Origin of the sequence: Paraburkholderia sp. GAS33, from assembly GCF_050436645.1 — a bacterium.
Classification (GTDB): domain Bacteria; phylum Pseudomonadota; class Gammaproteobacteria; order Burkholderiales; family Burkholderiaceae; genus Paraburkholderia; species Paraburkholderia phenazinium_B.
In genome coordinates, this window is record NZ_JBNDMP010000010.1 from 325,560 (window position 1) to 339,951 (window position 14,392).

Sequence of the window (14,392 nt, forward strand, 5' to 3'; positions counted from 1 at the left end):
ATGCGCACTATCGACAAACTGATCGATCCGAAGATCAAGCTCGCTGCGGTGCTGGTCAAGCGTGCGCCGACACTGACGCTCGACTTCGACGCGCGTCGCAAGAGCCGTCTGGCGGCGACGCTTGATAATGGCGAAGAGGTGGCGCTGGTGTTGCCGCGTGGCACGGTGCTGCGCGATGGTGACGTGCTGGTCGCGCAGGACGGTGCGCTGGTGCGGGTGGTCGCGGCGCCTGAGGCTGTATTGATGGTCACCGCGCGGGATGCGCTGACGCTTACGCGCGCGGCTTATCACCTTGGCAACCGGCATACGCCGGTTGAGGTTGGGGCGGATTATCTGAAGCTCGAATATGATCCGGTGCTCGCTGATATGCTCAAGCGGATCGGCGCGATGGTCGAGCAGGTGACGTTGCCGTTTCAGCCGGAGTCCGGCGCTTATGGCGGTGGGCATAAGCATGGACATGACGAGACGTTTGCCGAGGACTATGCGCTGGCGCAGCAGGTTTACGGCGAGCATCATGGGCATGATCATGGTGGCGAGCATGATCATGGGCACGATCACAGCCATGGACATGACCATGGTCACGCGCACGATCACGGCACCGGGCATGCGCACGCACATGGCGAGAATCACAGCCACGAACATGATCATGATCACGAGCACGGTCACAGCCACGACCACACCGACTGCGACGCGTCCTGCGACCACGATCACGACCACACCAAACATGCGCATCGCTGAACTCACAGCCTTGCTGCATCTCGCATCGCCGGCGTTGCCGATCGGTGCGTTCAGCTATTCGCAGGGACTCGAAGCGGCCATCGAAGCACAATTCATCACCGACGCCGATAGCGCCCGCGACTGGATCGCCAGTGGCCTCACTGAAGTCCTGGGGCTCGGCGAGCTACCGTTTCTCGCGCATCAGATTGAACGCTGGCATGCCCATGACGCGGCGGGCCTCGCCCTCGCCAACAGCGAATTCCTCGCAAGCCGCGAATCCGCGGAACTGCGCCGCGAAACCGAGCAAATGGGCTGGTCGCTGCGGCAGTTGTGCGTCTCGCTCGAATGGGGCGACGCAGAACGCCGCGCAACACTCGCGGCACTTACACCGTTGGCACAACCGACAGCCTTTGCATTTGCCGCCTTCGCCCATGACGTCTCCGCAGACGCCGCGCTCGCCGCGTACGCATTCAGCTGGGTCGAGAATCAGGCCGCAGCCGCACTGAAGGCCGTCCCACTTGGGCAACTCGCAGGACAACGCATCATCGTGGCTCTGCGCGCGCCGATAGACACTGCCGTCCAGCGCGCACTCACCACAACGCCCGACGACATCAACACCTTCGCGCCGCAGCTGGGCATTTTGTCGGCGCGTCACGAGTCGCAATACTCGCGGCTCTTCCGCTCATAGAAAAGATCGATCATGAACGCACCTCAGCACCACACCGCTCATCGCACCAAGAAACTGCCGCCGCTGCGCGTGGGCGTCGGCGGCCCGGTCGGCTCCGGCAAGACCACGCTGCTCGAAATGCTCTGCAAGGCGATGCGCGACCGCTACGACCTCGTCGCCATTACCAACGATATCTATACGAAGGAAGACCAGCGCCTGCTGACGGTAGCAGGCGCGTTGCCAGCCGAACGGATCATGGGCGTGGAAACGGGCGGCTGCCCGCACACCGCGATCCGCGAAGACGCCTCGATCAACCTGGAAGCGGTCGATCGCATGCTGACGCGCTTTCCCGATGCGGACATCGTGTTCATCGAATCGGGCGGCGACAATCTGGCGGCGACGTTTAGCCCCGAGTTGTCGGACCTGACGATCTACGTGATCGACGTCGCCGGTGGCGAGAAGATTCCGCGTAAAGGCGGCCCGGGAATTACGAAGTCGGACATTCTGGTGATCAACAAGACGGACCTCGCACCGATGGTCGGCGCGAACCTCGACGTAATGGCGTCCGATGCGAAGAAAATGCGCGGCGAGCGGCCGTTCGTGATGTGCAATCTGAAGAAGCTCGATGGCCTCGATGAAGTGATCGCGTTTATCGAGAAGAAGGGGTTGCTGACGGTTTGATCTGCCGCGCGCATCGCAACGCGGCCCGCCTCATCAAGTTTCCGGATGGCATTCCGCCAGGAATGCCATCATCTCCGTCGCGTTCTTCGACGTATAGAAACCCACCATCTTTTCGTTGAATTCGCCGGCGCGCTGAGCCGGTACGCTGATAGCATCAATGCCGTTCGACATCAGCACGCCGTTCATCATGAAGCGCGACGTGCGCTTGTTGCCGTCAAAGAAGAACTGTTGCAACGCTCCGAAGAGAAAAAAGGCGCAACCTCGCTCGAAGACGTTGTCGACCTGATCGACGAGTGCGGTTGTGCCAGCAGCAAAGACGCGATTCAGTTCAGGAGCACCAGCAATGGTAGCCAACGGCGTATAGCGTCCCTTCTCGCCCAACGCTACATCCGGCGTGTAATGGGTTTCCTCTCCCTCGCCCCGAAACACGCCCCACTCGAGCGCTTCGTTCCGCGCAACGATGCGATGCAAGTCGCAGAACGTCGCCTTGTCGAGTGTGAACCGCTCACGCTGAACGAGCGCAAGCAGGTACTTCGAACTGTCCGCGAGGTTGAGGATTTGCTCCTGATCCGAGATCTTCCGGCCACCCACAGTCACGCCATCAAGCAACGTCTTGACCTCGGGAAACGTAAAGGGATTACCTTCGAGCACGCTCGCATCCCAGACGAATTCGGGCAGCATCCGATGAAAGCGGAAGGAAACGCGTTTGATCGAATGGATCGGCAGATCTCGTGGAACCGCGGTGCGGTCCCAGTGAAAGCCGAGGTCAGTGAAAAGCGTCATAGGCGGATTATCGGAAAAACGTTGGGTCTCGCGAGAAAACAAGCGGCACTTCCTGCTCTTCGCAGAATATACGATTTATCGCCGAACAGAACGATACCGCCGGCCAGGTAACGCCACTTTCACTCCGCCACCTCCGGCAACAACGCCATCAACACATCCACCGTGCGCGCCGTCGCGCCGCGATGGCGCGCGGCAAACGCCGACGCCGCGCCGCTCATTGCCGTGCGCCGCGCCTTGTCGTTGAAGAGTTCACGCAACGCTCTCGCCAGATCCGCCGGATCCTGCACCTGCACCGCCGCGCCCGCCGCCACGGCATCGGCCGTGGCCTGCGTGAAGTTGAACACGTGCGGCCCGATCAGCACCGGCACGCCCACCGCACACGCCTCAATCAGATTCTGCCCACCCAGCGGCAACAGACTGCCGCCGATAAACGCCAGATCGGACGCCGCATAGTAAGCACCCAACTCACCCATCGAATCGCCGAGCAACACGGTCACGCTCGCCGGCAACGCCCGGCCCACGCCCTGCACCGACGCCCCTGCTGCACCCGGCGCCCAGGTCGAACGACGCTCATAGCGCAGCCCGGCCTTCTCGACCAGCGCAGCCACTTCGTTAAAGCGCTGCGGATGACGCGGCACCAGAATCAGTAACGCATCCTCGACACCTAACGCCGCGAACGCCTGCAGCACGAGCTCCTCTTCATTCTCACGCGTGCTCGCAGCCACCCACACCGGCCGCGAACCGATCGCCGTGCGCCAGGCATGCCCACGTGCTGCGAGTTCCGGCGGCGTGCTCATATCGAACTTCAGATTGCCGAGCACCGCCACATTGCGCGCGCCGAGTGCGGTCAAACGCTCAGCATCCGACGGGCTCTGAGCCAACACCCGCGCAAAGCCACCGAACACCTCACGCGTCCCTTTGCCAAACCGCGCGGCCCGCTTGAACGAGCGCGCCGACATCCGCGCATTGGTCAGCACCAGGGGCACATCGGCACGCCGGCATTGGTCGATCAGCGTCGGCCACACTTCTGTCTCCATCACGAGCCCGAGCGTCGGACGCCACGCGCGCAAGAAACGTCGCACTACATGCGGCATGTCATACGGCACGTAGCTGCGCATCACGCGATCGCCGAAGAGTTGCTCGCTGGTGGCGCGGCCGCTCGGCGTCATATGCGTGAGCAGAATGCGCGCATCGGGGCGCGCTTTCATCAGCGCCTCGATCAACGGCTGCGCCGCGCGCGTCTCGCCCACCGATACCGCATGCACCCAGATCAGCGGCGCATCGTCCTCGGGCACGCGGCCACGCGTGTAGCCGAAGCGCTCGCCGATATGCTCGCGATAACCGCGCTCCTTACGCGACCGGATCAACAGACGCAGCACCGCGAGCGGCGCGACGAGCCACCAGAGGGCGTTATAGATTGCCCTCAGCATCCGCACTCCGCACTCGCGTCCAGAGGGAAGTCGATGAAGTCGAAATCGGCGCAGCCCCGCGCAAAGCCGGCGGCGCTCAAACCAGCGCCCTGCCCTTGAGGCGTTCGAGAATGCCGAGCGGCGCGCACTCGGGTTGCGCCATCGCCTTGACCGGCAGGAAGAAGGTCTGCTCCATCATGAACTGACCGGACATCACGGCGTGCGAAGTCTGATCGGAGAAGCACACCCACACGCAGCCCGGCGGAAACGGCATGGTCTCCTGCGGACTCGACTTCTGATACTCGAGATCGGCCTTCATGCTGTCGTGCAGATTCAGCATCAGATGGTCGTATTCGCTACGCAGCGATTTGGTCACGTGCAGCAGGTTCATCAGCCACGCGGAGCCGGGCATCTGCGGCTTGATGCTCGGCAGAAAGCGCCTGGCCATGTCCTCGAACGGTTCACCCACGCGCCACACGCGCGGCGCGCCGGCCGGATTGATGTTGGTGAAAACGCGCAGGATGCGCTCGCCGTAGTTCGGGCGCGACGGAAACGCATCCACGTGAAGGCGGCTATCGTCCTTGCGCCACGAGGTCTGACGCGTTTCCACCTGATGCAGCCGCAGGCTCGTCGGCGCGACGCGCAGCTTGCCGTCGTACTCGGGGAAGAGGCCATCCACCAGCGTGCGCGCATTGGTCTGATAACGTGCGATCAAAGCGCGCACGGCCGATTGCGTCACCGCATCGCCCACCACGCCATGCAGCGCGCCGCCGTTCGGCTCGAGACTGATGTTCTTGCGATTTGGATCGGCCAGCGCGGGATCGAGCAGCGCCTGCTCGCCCCCTTCGATCGCAAAGCGCAGATTGGGGAAATACAGCACCTTGCCGCGTTCGACGCCGGCCAGCAGCGTCTCGCGCGGCACAGACAGGTCGTGTCCGTGCCAGTCAGCGCTTGCAACTTCGATGATCTGGGTTTCGTTCATGGTCGCCCTTGAAAGCGGATGGAGCGTAATTCTGGTGGCTTGCAGCGTGGTTGCTGTCCTGCAGCATCCTGCCTTCTGGTCAAGCATTGCTGCGCGCGTGGCCCGGCAGGCTGGTCGGTGAAGGCTATAACAACCCGAAACCGGTCAGCGCGGACTTCACTTGCTGCAGCGTCGGCGGCTGGCCAGCGGTGCCGAGATTGATGACATTCGGCGACCAGTAGCCGCCGGTGCGCCACGCGGTGGCGAAATTGTACAACTCGACCGTGGGCCGCTTCAGCGCCGCCGCGATGTGGACTAGACCTGTATCAACTCCGACGGTCGCAGCAGCACCGTCGATCAGTCCCACCACCGCAGGCAACGACAGACGCGGCGGCACGATGGCCGCAGCACCGAACTCCCTGGCAAGCCGCTCGCTGGTCACGCGTTCCGCGTCACTGCCCCACGGCAGCACGATCGAGGCGCCGCGCAGCACCAGCGCCTGCCCCAGTTCGATCCACGCGGCGTCCGGCCATTGCTTGTCGGCCCGCGAGGTGGCGTGCACGAACACCACGTACGGCACGGGCAGGTTCAGATTCGCCTCGGACAGGGCCAGCGCAGCGCGGCCGGTATCGAGGCCGAAGTCGATCTCGTCGGTGGGTTCGGGCTTGGGGTCGTCCAGCGCCGCGGCGACCAGTTGACGCGTGCGCTCCACCACGTGAGTACGAGCTTCGATCGGCACACGCTTGTCGTAGAAGAAGCGCACTGGCCATTCGTAGCCGGCGCCGTCAGTGCGGTTGCCGAGGCCCACCACCGGGCCGCGTGCCATGCTAGACACCCACGCGGTCTTGATGAGCCCCTGGCAGTCGATCACCAGGTCGTAGTTCTCGGCGGCGAGCGCGCGCCGGAACGCGCCGATCTCGCGCCAGTTCTCAAGCGAAAAGAGCCGCTTGCGCCAGCGCCGCAGGGACACCGGAATCGCCCGGCGCACGCCGCTCACGAGCTGCACCAGCCCCACGAAGCTCTCTTCGACGAGCCAGTCGATCTGCGCCTCGGGATGGCGGCGATGGATATCCGCGATCACCGGCATGTTGTGAACGACGTCGCCTAGCGACGACACCCGCACGATCAGTATCTTTTGCACGCTCAAGTGGGGATCGCCGGCAATCCGGCGATAAGATGCGTTGAAAGGACGGCAATTTTAGCGCGTCGCGTGCAAAAACCATGAAAAAACGCGGCGGGGTAAGTGAATACCACGCCCCGGAGGGTACGGCTCAGAGAAGCCCGGCGCAAAGCATGGTCACGATGCACCCGATCACGAGCACCGCGCCCACCGTCTTGCGACGGTTCAGTTCGGTCCACAGCAGCACGCCGGTCAGCGACAGCAGGATGAGGCTGCCCGCCAGCGTATCGACCACCAGCACCCACCCGACGCTCATGCCCACGCCCTTGTGCAGGTTGGTCAGCGTGGCGAAAAAGGCGTTTTCCGTGCGCTTGACGGTCACGAAGTCGTTGCCGACCCAGTAGTCCGCCGCGGCGTTCTCGTGCGGCGAGGCGAAACTGATTTCCCAGTGTTCCGGCTGCATCATGCTGCGCTCGCCCCATGCCACCCGATGCGCCGGCTCGTTCTGCATGCGTCCTGGCTTGCCTGCCAGCTTCAGTTCCTGCTTGAGCCACTTTGCCAGCTCGCGCGGCGTTTCGGGCGCGGGTTGCGGCAGCGGCACCTGCACCGTGGAGACCACGGGCTCCCCGGTGGAGACGCGCAACGGTCCGCCACGATGATTCAGCAGGAACCCGGTGGTGCCGAACAGCAGACCGAGCGCCGCGCCCCACAGGCCAATCCAGCCGTGCACCTTGCGCAGCCACTTGATGAAAGTGATACGCCGTGCGCTTTTCGGTTGCCGGGAGGTTTCGGCACCCTGCGGGCCGGTCGCCCGCGCAGGCTTGTCGGGCACGGGACTCGAACCAACGCCGGCATCGTCGATAACCGGTGTACTCATGTTTCACTCCAAAGACGCAACAGGTTGTGATAGCAACCAACGAGACTGCGGCGTGCCGCGTCGTCGGCCTGGGTTGAGTTGAGGCGTTGGATCGCCGTGTCCATATCGAACAGCAGCGCGCGTTGCGTATCGCTGCGCACGAGGCTCTGCGCCCAGAAGAAGCTCGCGAGCCGCACGCCGCGCGTGACGGGCGCGACCTGATGCAGGCTGGTGGCCGGATAGACAATCATGTCGCCGGCCGCCAGCTTCACCTGCTGCACGCCGTAGGTATCCTCGATGACCAGCTCGCCGCCATCGTATTCATCCGGGGCGGAGAGAAAGAGCGTCATCGACACATCCGTGCGCACCTTGGTGCCGTTCGGCAACAGACGCACCGCACCGTCCACGTGGCTGCCGAACTGCATGCCGCCTTCGTAACGGTTGAACAGCGGCGGATAGACCTGGTTGGGCAACACTGCGCTGATAAAAAGCGGGTGCCGCTCGAGCTCGGCGAGAATCACATCGCCCAGCTCGCGAGCGAGCGGCGAGAACTGCTCGATCTGCTGGTTGCGTTTGACCGGCGCGCCCTGATAGCCGGCGGTAGCCCGGCCATCGACCCAGGCATCGCCCGCCGCATCGAGCCGTTCGCGCACGAAGCGCACTTGCTCCTCGTTGAGCACATTTGGAATCTGCAACAGCATCAGTCAATCCTTTCGCGGAGTCGCCGCATTGTACGAACAGGTTGCGTCAACACGGTGACCCCGGAAGTTCACGCAAGTCCTGATCAGAACCGGTAATCGACCGTAGCCAGCAGCGTGCGGCCAATGCCTGGCACCGAACGGCCGCCGTCGGACGGAATCAGCGCATCGTAGTACGTCTTGTTGGTCAGGTTCAGCAGGTTCAGGCGCACATCGTATTTCTTCGCGTGATAGGCCGCCGTCATGTCCCAACGGGTATAGCCGCCGACCTCGACGAAGTTCGTGTTCGAGGCGTAGCGCGCCGACATGTAGCTCGGGCCGCCGCCGATTTCCCAGTGCGGGGTCAGCGAGTACGTCGTCCAGAACGTCAGCGTGTTGCGCGGCGTGTTGGCCGGGACGTTCCCCTGGGTGCCGTCGGCCGCCTGCACGATGGTGGCGTCCATGTACGTGTAGCCGCCGTAGACCTGCCACTTGTCGGTAATGTGGCCGGTTACGCCCGCCTGGAAGCCGTCGACGCGAATGTCGCCATCAAGCTCGTACTCGGTCGGCGAGACCTGGGTTCGCGCGTTGGTCATTTCCTCGCGGAAGAACGCGGACGTGACCGACAGATTGCCGCCGAGCAGATCCCACTTGCCGCCCACTTCATACGAACGGGTCGATTCCGGCGCCAGATTCTGCGTCAGGTTGGTCACCGTCAGCGCTTCGAGCGAAGGATCGAACGAGGTGCCGTAGGAGACGTAATACGATTGCCAGTCGGTCGGCTGGTAGATCACGCCGGCGCGCACGCTGGTGAAAAAGTTGGTCTGGCTGGCGTACGACGGCGCGCTGACCGTATTGTGGATCTGCGCCTGGAAGCGATCCCAGCGCAGACCGCCAATCAGCTTCCAGTGATCGCCGAGCGAAGCCGTGTCGTTGAAGTAGCCGGCAATTTCGTTGGACCCGGAGTCCGCGTAATTCCCCGTCGTGGTCGTCACCCCTGCCGGGTTGGACAGATAGGCCGGGTTGACCATCGACACGATCGGCAGGTTGTTGCGCGTGTAGGCCTGGTTCGTGTAGCTGTCGTGTCCCACTTCGACACCGGCAATCAGGTCATGCTTGATGAACCCGGTGTTGAATTTGTACTCGAGCGTCGTGTCGTTGTAGATCGAGTGATTCTGGATCACGCGGTCGTGGCTCTGCAGCTTGATGAACAGGTCCGACGGCGACAGCGACGTGTAGTTGCCGTTGGTCAGCGCCGGGCTCGTCGCGAGCGGCCCCGTCAGCACCGATTGCGGCGCGGTTTCGCGCGCGTCCGTCATCGAATGCGAGATTTGCGTCTGGTTGCGCAGCGTGAGGTCGTCGGAGAACCTGTGCTTGATGCCCGCGTTGAATGTCTGCACGTCCTGGATGGTGCGGTCGGTCGTGAGGCCGTAGAACGTGTTCTTCGGCACCGGCGACGGATGGCCGTTCAGCGCCTGGACACCATAGTCCGGCATGTCGTAGTTGTGCTGGATCAGCGCGGAGAGCGTGACCTCGGTCGGCGTGCCGATGCCGAAACGCGCTTCAGGCGCGATGCCGTAGTCCTTGTTCTTCTCGACGTCGCGTGTCGATCCCAGGCTCTGGCCAAAAGCATTGATCCGGATCGCGGACGTATCCGTCAACGGATGATTCAGGTCGACGGTGGTGCGATAACGGTCGTTGGTGCCGACGGTTGCCGACACGTCGCCCGACTCCTGAAGGTTGGCCTTCTTGCTGACCTGGTTGATCACACCGCCCGTCGAGCCGCGTCCAAACAGCATCGACGAGGGACCATACAGCACCTCGATCTCTTCGAGGTCGAAGGTATCGCGGTAGTACTGGTTGCGGTCACGGAAGCCGTCGAGATAGATGTCGTTCTGCGCCGTGAAGCCGCGCAGGTTGACGTTATTGCCGATCTGGCCGCCTTCGGCTGCGCCGATCGTCACGCCGGGCGCGTTGCGCAACGCGTCCTGAAACGAGGTCGCGCCTTGCGACTGCAGCACGGCCTTGTTAATGACCGTGACCGTCTGAGGGATGTCGCGTAGGGCCGTGGGCGTTTTGGCGCCTACCGTCGAGCGCTCGGCCTGGAAATCCTGCTGAACACCCTGGCCCGACACGGCGATGGTCGGTAGCGTGCCGCTAGTCGATGCTGCGCTGGAAGACGCGTCTGGAGACACGCCAGGCGATGCATTGGACGACGCGCCCGAAGGCGCAGCCTGCGCGGGAGTCGTCGCTGTGGTCTGCGCCAGCGCAGGCGCCGCAAATGGAACGGACAAAGCTAGCGCCAGCGCTGTTGCCAGCGGCGTTTTATTGAACATAGGAATCTCGTCGGTGGAAGTCCTTGTCAGAAACCGCATGCGATGACGGTTTGTGTGACGAAGGAATCGGCGGCTGGCTGGCCGCTCTCCAGTCGACGGGACGGAAGCGGTGGGCTGGCGTTAGTTGTTAATGAGAATTACTATCATTTCATATGTTTCAAAACATTTCAATCGTAAGGAATTCATGCGGGTCGGATAAATCGTTTCGAATTATTACAGAAAGTTATTTGAAAGGATTTTCTGCCGGTGAAATTGGCCCGTGCTGCGGGCAACACGCCGCTCGTGCGCCCGCACGCCCACGCAGCGCGGCCGGACGAGCCCGTCGGTCTGCGCCTCGCAACAGCGATGTATGTCCGGGGTCCCCGGCAGGTCTCGAACGACCCTGGCGGGCCAATACGGCGCATCAACAGGACAGCGATCCCTGCGCGTTGCGTGCAAAAGCCCGGCAGACGCGGTGCGGCGGTCTGCCAACAGAAGGTAGACACGCAAGCCATGTGAAGACCGGGCGCCCGGCGTGCACAGGCCGCAGACTGTCCGCGGCCCGTGAACCGGGTGCGTCTTCCACCTCGCTGCCCTGCTCACTCCCGCATGGCCCGTCTGGCAGTGCCTGCCCGCGCGTGCCGGAAGAAAGCAGGCAGCGCCGTGGGGGCTGCGCCGCGCGCCCCTGTCCCGACCAGCTAAGCACACGGACACCGGTATGACATCCCCGGTGACGTTGTTCACCTCAGCAGTGTCCTCCCCGCCCGTGTGAGCGTTCAGGCGCCCGCAGGAGGGGGCGAGGCAAAACCGGCTGCTTCCTCGAGCCACTCGGCCGGGCTGATGGACGTCAGGCCCAGCGAATCAAGAACCTGGGCGACCCTGTCACGAACGATGGCGAATTTGCGCTGCAACATCACCTTGTGCATGAGCTGGCTCAGGGCTCCTTCGCCGGCCCCCTCACGCCGCGCTTCATCCAGCAGGGCCTGGAAATCGGTTTTACCGTGCAGCCAGTCGCCAAGCCGCTCGCCGTCGCGCTGGATGCGCAGGAGCAGTTCCGTTTCGTGCAGAACCGCAGGTGCGCTCCCCTCTTCCTGCACCCCATGCTCCTCGTAAAATTTCGCGACGAGCGGGTAGGCGGTCTTCGCTGGGTCAAATGGCCCGGCAACATGGATAAAGCGAACCTGGCCGGGAGACATCCCGGCGCCCACCACCGCGTTTGCCATGTTGAAGGCGGCGAGCTGGCATTCTTCGTCCCGCGAGACGGTCAGCAGGCAGAGCTGGTAGTCCGCGGCCGTCCCGGGGTAGTCCGTGAGCAGGCGGATGAAGGCGTCCCGGCTGTCAGCGGCGATGTCCACCAGCGCCCGGGAGGCACTCGCCGCGGCGACGTGGGCGCTCTCGATCAGGTTCGCGCGACAGCGCCGCGTGCCTGGGGGAGTGGGGCCCTGCAAGCGTTGGTCGACGTACAGGATCTGCCCGCCGGTACGGGTCTGGACGAGCGGGGCACTGAGCGCCTGCACGGCAGCGGGTGAGGTACGGATGTGCGCGACCGGTTTCTGGCGTTTCTGGATCATGCTGTTTCTCCTTGGTGTTGCGGTCTGGTTGAAATCGTGGCGGCCCTGCGTCATCGGCAGGCCGCGCGGTGTGGTGCGTCAGACATTGCGCGTCAGACTTGCGGCGGGTCTTTGCGGTCCCTGGGCACCAGCACAAAGCGGTATTTGCCCGTGGCACTGTTGGCGATGCGCAGCCGCCGGCGCGGCGCGGCAAGTCCTGCGAAGCGTGCGGGCTTCCACCCCGAACGGGAAAGGATCATGCGCATGCCCGCGAGCATCAGGTGCAGTTCGTCATCGGGCATGCCGCGCGCCTCGCAATGCTGAATAAAGGGCGCGAAACTCGCCTCCGGGACCGCCGCAAGGGTCGCCGGCAACGCTCCGGACTGCTGCAGATAGGTTTCGTAGATGATCCACAGCGGCATGATCGTGTCACGGACCGCGTTGCCGCCGTGAATGCCGTCAAACGCCGCGGCGGCCTGCCGCGCCAGGGTACTCGGCTGCATGATGCTTCTCCTCAGGTTGTGCCCCGCACGACACCGTGCGGCGCGGTTTCAGGTCATGGATGCACTGGGAGCACGCTCATGCCCGGTTCGATGTCACGTTTGCCCTCGCCGGCGCGCCGGTTGCGTATATGGGCACGCCAGTACGTGCGTGCGCCGTTCTCCTTCACGCGCGGCGGCGGGCGAAACCGCTCGTCATCAGCAATATCCTTCGGTATGCGAATCAAACGGCCATTGTTGAGAATCCTCTGGAAGCGTGGAAGCAGGCCAAGAAGATAAGTCCGCAGGGTGAACAGGCAGCGACCAGGACCGTGCCCCAGATCTGTGCTCACACCCAGCAACACCTCATGCTCGTCCACACCCCGATCGAGCTCCGCGCTCGCCATCTGGTGGCCATATGAGTAACGCAGGCAGTGCCCGGCAATCTCACCCTTGAGGCCAACCGCCCGGTACCGCGCGGAGAGGCTGCCCCTTGAGCCCTCGAGATTTTTGCGCCGCCCCTCGACGAGGCGCCCGTGGTGGGCTCGACAGTAGAGGACTGCCTGCCGGAGTACGGAGACGGTCTCCTCGCGCCGGTGCTCAAGAATCCGGAATCGCCGTTGCCGCCCGCACTTGCCACCCCTGCGAAGCGGCAACGCCTGCGCGCCGCCCAGAAGCAGATGCAGCCATGTTTCAAAATCACGTGTGCTGCGCAGCACCTCGATACGCCGCAATCCAAAAAGCTCCTGCAGACACAGGAGCAGATAGAAACCCTCGTGAACGGCACGCGCGCGAGTGAGTGCCTGGTCCAGTTCCTCAGGCGTGGGTGGCCGTTTCTTGCCATCACGGCACCGCGTCGCGAGTCCGAACGCCTTGTTGGTCATGCTCGCAACGTTACGGCCCAGGCGCGCCATGACGACGCGGATCTCGGTCGCGTAGTTTTTAACCGTGGAGCGCGCCACACCCCTCGCCTCGCAATCATGAAGATAGAGCTCGATCGCGGCGACGGACACGTCCTGGACGCGCCGGGGCAACAGCGCGCGCTCGTGAAGAAAACGGGCGAATCCTTGCCAGACGTCCTTGGTGTTCTCCCAGCTTGCGAAGGCCCCCTGCGGTCCGCGGCGGACCTCACAGGCCTGATGTACCAGCTTGCCCTTCCTGCTCATTTCAACTCTCCTTTGGCTGACGACATGTCCCGCAAGCGCTCTCGCGGGTCATTGCAGCATCAGACGGTCTCGCCAGCGCTACGCGCCGGGCGCACAACACACGACAGGCGATCATGCAACCTCATCGTTAGGACTACAGCACAAGCGGGTTATCCACCTGGCCGGGTGACGCAGCGCCCATGAATAGCGCCAGAAAAGGGGCGTCGGCACCCAGGCCAGGCACGGAAAACCGACAGGCGCGCACTCCCCCCAGGCGCTGCAAAAAGGGGAGTCCGGGAATGAATCGTTGCTACCAGGGCTGTGAGGCCGGGCCTGGGCGGGGTATCCGGTTAAGCTGAAGGAACCGGCGAACCAGCCGGCTGTAAATCTGGATACCTTTGGGTTTCAGATAATGAGAGCCGCACGGCACGCCTGACATCGGCATGGTCTGGTACGCGTATCCCCCGGCATGGCGGAAGGACCCCAGAGGGCTCACTGGACACCTGTGCAGGCGTGGTTGATATCTGTGCCAACGCGCGGAGATCCGCAACGGCACGCCGACCAAAGTCCGGCGCAACATCGCGTGACCGCAACCGCCCGGTGCCCTGGCAGCAGATTTGATTGATAAATGAAGGGACAGCCATGCGACCCCGCCAGCAGGCGTGGAACGGCAGCCCTGAGTGCTTCACCCCGGATCGGGGGAGCCATCCGCAGACAGGAGCAAGCTGTCCGCGAGCCGCGGCGCACACATGCGTGCAGCGCTGCGACAGTTTTCCAAAAACGGGATGTAATTACGGTTTGATGGCGACGGCGTCAGCGTCGTGCCTGGCGGCACAACGATCTGCTTTCAGCGCACCCAGGACTGACGTCGTGAGGCTGAAACTGCCTGCCTGAGGCGAGCGGTGACATGCGGGCAACGTGCCCGGACACTGCTGTGCCTGCTGTTCATCTGACTGAAACTTTCATGCCTGGATAGGCGGAGGCGAAATCTACATAAGCCAAGCGTCTTTATAGCGCGAGTATGGGAATTTA

At 63.4% G+C, this 14,392-nt stretch carries 13 protein-coding genes; 3 read left to right on the forward strand and 10 right to left on the reverse strand.

Going from position 1 to position 14,392, the window contains the following annotated elements:
- The 3 genes from ureE to ureG are packed head-to-tail and all read left to right on the forward strand — an operon-like array spanning position 1 to position 2,065.
- On the forward strand, positions 1–738 hold the full coding sequence (ureE, locus tag P3T24_RS28270; protein WP_429439756.1) for an urease accessory protein UreE: 738 nt from the start codon (positions 1–3) through the stop codon (positions 736–738).
- Positions 725–1,405, forward strand: coding sequence for an urease accessory protein UreF (locus P3T24_RS28275; RefSeq protein ID WP_429439809.1), 681 nt, complete (start codon positions 725–727; stop codon positions 1,403–1,405). Before ureE ends, P3T24_RS28275 begins: the two co-directional genes overlap by 14 nt.
- Positions 1,406–1,417: 12 nt before the next feature.
- Entirely contained in the window at positions 1,418–2,065 is a 648-nt protein-coding gene (gene ureG / locus P3T24_RS28280; protein WP_429286336.1) for an urease accessory protein UreG, read from the forward strand.
- Between the two features lie 33 nt (positions 2,066–2,098).
- Here the strand turns inward: ureG and P3T24_RS28285 are convergent, their stop codons facing one another.
- The 10 genes from P3T24_RS28285 to P3T24_RS28330 all read right to left on the reverse strand — a co-directional run bounded on the left by P3T24_RS28285 (position 2,099) and on the right by P3T24_RS28330 (position 13,381).
- The gene (locus tag P3T24_RS28285) at positions 2,099–2,848 is read right to left on the reverse strand and encodes a Fic family protein (protein WP_074266174.1); all 750 of its coding nucleotides are present in this window, start codon (positions 2,846–2,848) and stop codon (positions 2,099–2,101) included.
- Between the two features lie 119 nt (positions 2,849–2,967).
- On the reverse strand, positions 2,968–4,278 hold the full coding sequence (gene waaA, locus P3T24_RS28290; RefSeq protein WP_429408703.1) for a lipid IV(A) 3-deoxy-D-manno-octulosonic acid transferase: 1,311 nt from the start codon (positions 4,276–4,278) through the stop codon (positions 2,968–2,970).
- Positions 4,279–4,354: 76 nt separating this feature from the next.
- Entirely contained in the window at positions 4,355–5,239 is an 885-nt protein-coding gene (locus P3T24_RS28295; protein WP_429439759.1) for a Kdo hydroxylase family protein, read from the reverse strand.
- 124 nt (positions 5,240–5,363) lie between these two features.
- Positions 5,364–6,365: a lipopolysaccharide heptosyltransferase I gene (waaC, locus tag P3T24_RS28300; RefSeq protein ID WP_429408702.1), complete on the reverse strand. Its 1,002-nt coding sequence runs from the start codon at positions 6,363–6,365 to the stop codon at positions 5,364–5,366.
- 124 nt (positions 6,366–6,489) lie between these two features.
- Positions 6,490–7,215, reverse strand: a complete 726-nt coding sequence (locus tag P3T24_RS28305) for a PepSY-associated TM helix domain-containing protein (RefSeq protein WP_429439761.1) — start codon at positions 7,213–7,215, stop codon at positions 6,490–6,492.
- A complete protein-coding gene (locus tag P3T24_RS28310) occupies positions 7,212–7,895 on the reverse strand; it encodes a Fe2+-dependent dioxygenase (protein WP_429439763.1) in 684 nt (227 codons plus the stop codon). Before P3T24_RS28310 ends, P3T24_RS28305 begins: the two co-directional genes overlap by 4 nt.
- A gap of 83 nt (positions 7,896–7,978) precedes the next feature.
- Positions 7,979–10,207 (reverse strand): TonB-dependent receptor, encoded by a 2,229-nt coding sequence (locus P3T24_RS28315; RefSeq protein WP_429439765.1) that lies wholly within the window; start codon positions 10,205–10,207, stop codon positions 7,979–7,981.
- A gap of 755 nt (positions 10,208–10,962) precedes the next feature.
- Positions 10,963–11,757: a hypothetical protein gene (locus P3T24_RS28320; RefSeq protein ID WP_074265556.1), complete on the reverse strand. Its 795-nt coding sequence runs from the start codon at positions 11,755–11,757 to the stop codon at positions 10,963–10,965.
- A gap of 92 nt (positions 11,758–11,849) precedes the next feature.
- Positions 11,850–12,239: a hypothetical protein gene (locus P3T24_RS28325; RefSeq protein ID WP_074265557.1), complete on the reverse strand. Its 390-nt coding sequence runs from the start codon at positions 12,237–12,239 to the stop codon at positions 11,850–11,852.
- Between the two features lie 53 nt (positions 12,240–12,292).
- On the reverse strand, positions 12,293–13,381 hold the full coding sequence (locus P3T24_RS28330; RefSeq protein WP_074265558.1) for an integrase domain-containing protein: 1,089 nt from the start codon (positions 13,379–13,381) through the stop codon (positions 12,293–12,295).
- Between the last annotated feature and the right edge of the window lie 1,011 nt (positions 13,382–14,392).

What these genes read in the sequence shown, in the direction of transcription:
- ureE (WP_429439756.1), top strand. Translation starts at nt 1, where the DNA reads ATGCGCACTATCGACAAACTGATCGATCCGAAGATCAAGCTCGCTGCG.
- P3T24_RS28275 (WP_429439809.1), top strand. Translation starts at nt 725, where the DNA reads ATGCGCATCGCTGAACTCACAGCCTTGCTGCATCTCGCATCGCCGGCG.
- ureG (WP_429286336.1), top strand. Translation starts at nt 1,418, where the DNA reads ATGAACGCACCTCAGCACCACACCGCTCATCGCACCAAGAAACTGCCG.
- P3T24_RS28285 (WP_074266174.1), bottom strand. Translation starts at nt 2,848, where the DNA reads ATGACGCTTTTCACTGACCTCGGCTTTCACTGGGACCGCACCGCGGTT.
- waaA (WP_429408703.1), bottom strand. Translation starts at nt 4,278, where the DNA reads ATGCTGAGGGCAATCTATAACGCCCTCTGGTGGCTCGTCGCGCCGCTC.
- P3T24_RS28295 (WP_429439759.1), bottom strand. Translation starts at nt 5,239, where the DNA reads ATGAACGAAACCCAGATCATCGAAGTTGCAAGCGCTGACTGGCACGGA.
- P3T24_RS28305 (WP_429439761.1), bottom strand. Translation starts at nt 7,215, where the DNA reads ATGAGTACACCGGTTATCGACGATGCCGGCGTTGGTTCGAGTCCCGTG.
- P3T24_RS28310 (WP_429439763.1), bottom strand. Translation starts at nt 7,895, where the DNA reads ATGCTGTTGCAGATTCCAAATGTGCTCAACGAGGAGCAAGTGCGCTTC.
- P3T24_RS28315 (WP_429439765.1), bottom strand. Translation starts at nt 10,207, where the DNA reads ATGTTCAATAAAACGCCGCTGGCAACAGCGCTGGCGCTAGCTTTGTCC.
- P3T24_RS28320 (WP_074265556.1), bottom strand. Translation starts at nt 11,757, where the DNA reads ATGATCCAGAAACGCCAGAAACCGGTCGCGCACATCCGTACCTCACCC.
- P3T24_RS28325 (WP_074265557.1), bottom strand. Translation starts at nt 12,239, where the DNA reads ATGCAGCCGAGTACCCTGGCGCGGCAGGCCGCCGCGGCGTTTGACGGC.
- P3T24_RS28330 (WP_074265558.1), bottom strand. Translation starts at nt 13,381, where the DNA reads ATGAGCAGGAAGGGCAAGCTGGTACATCAGGCCTGTGAGGTCCGCCGC.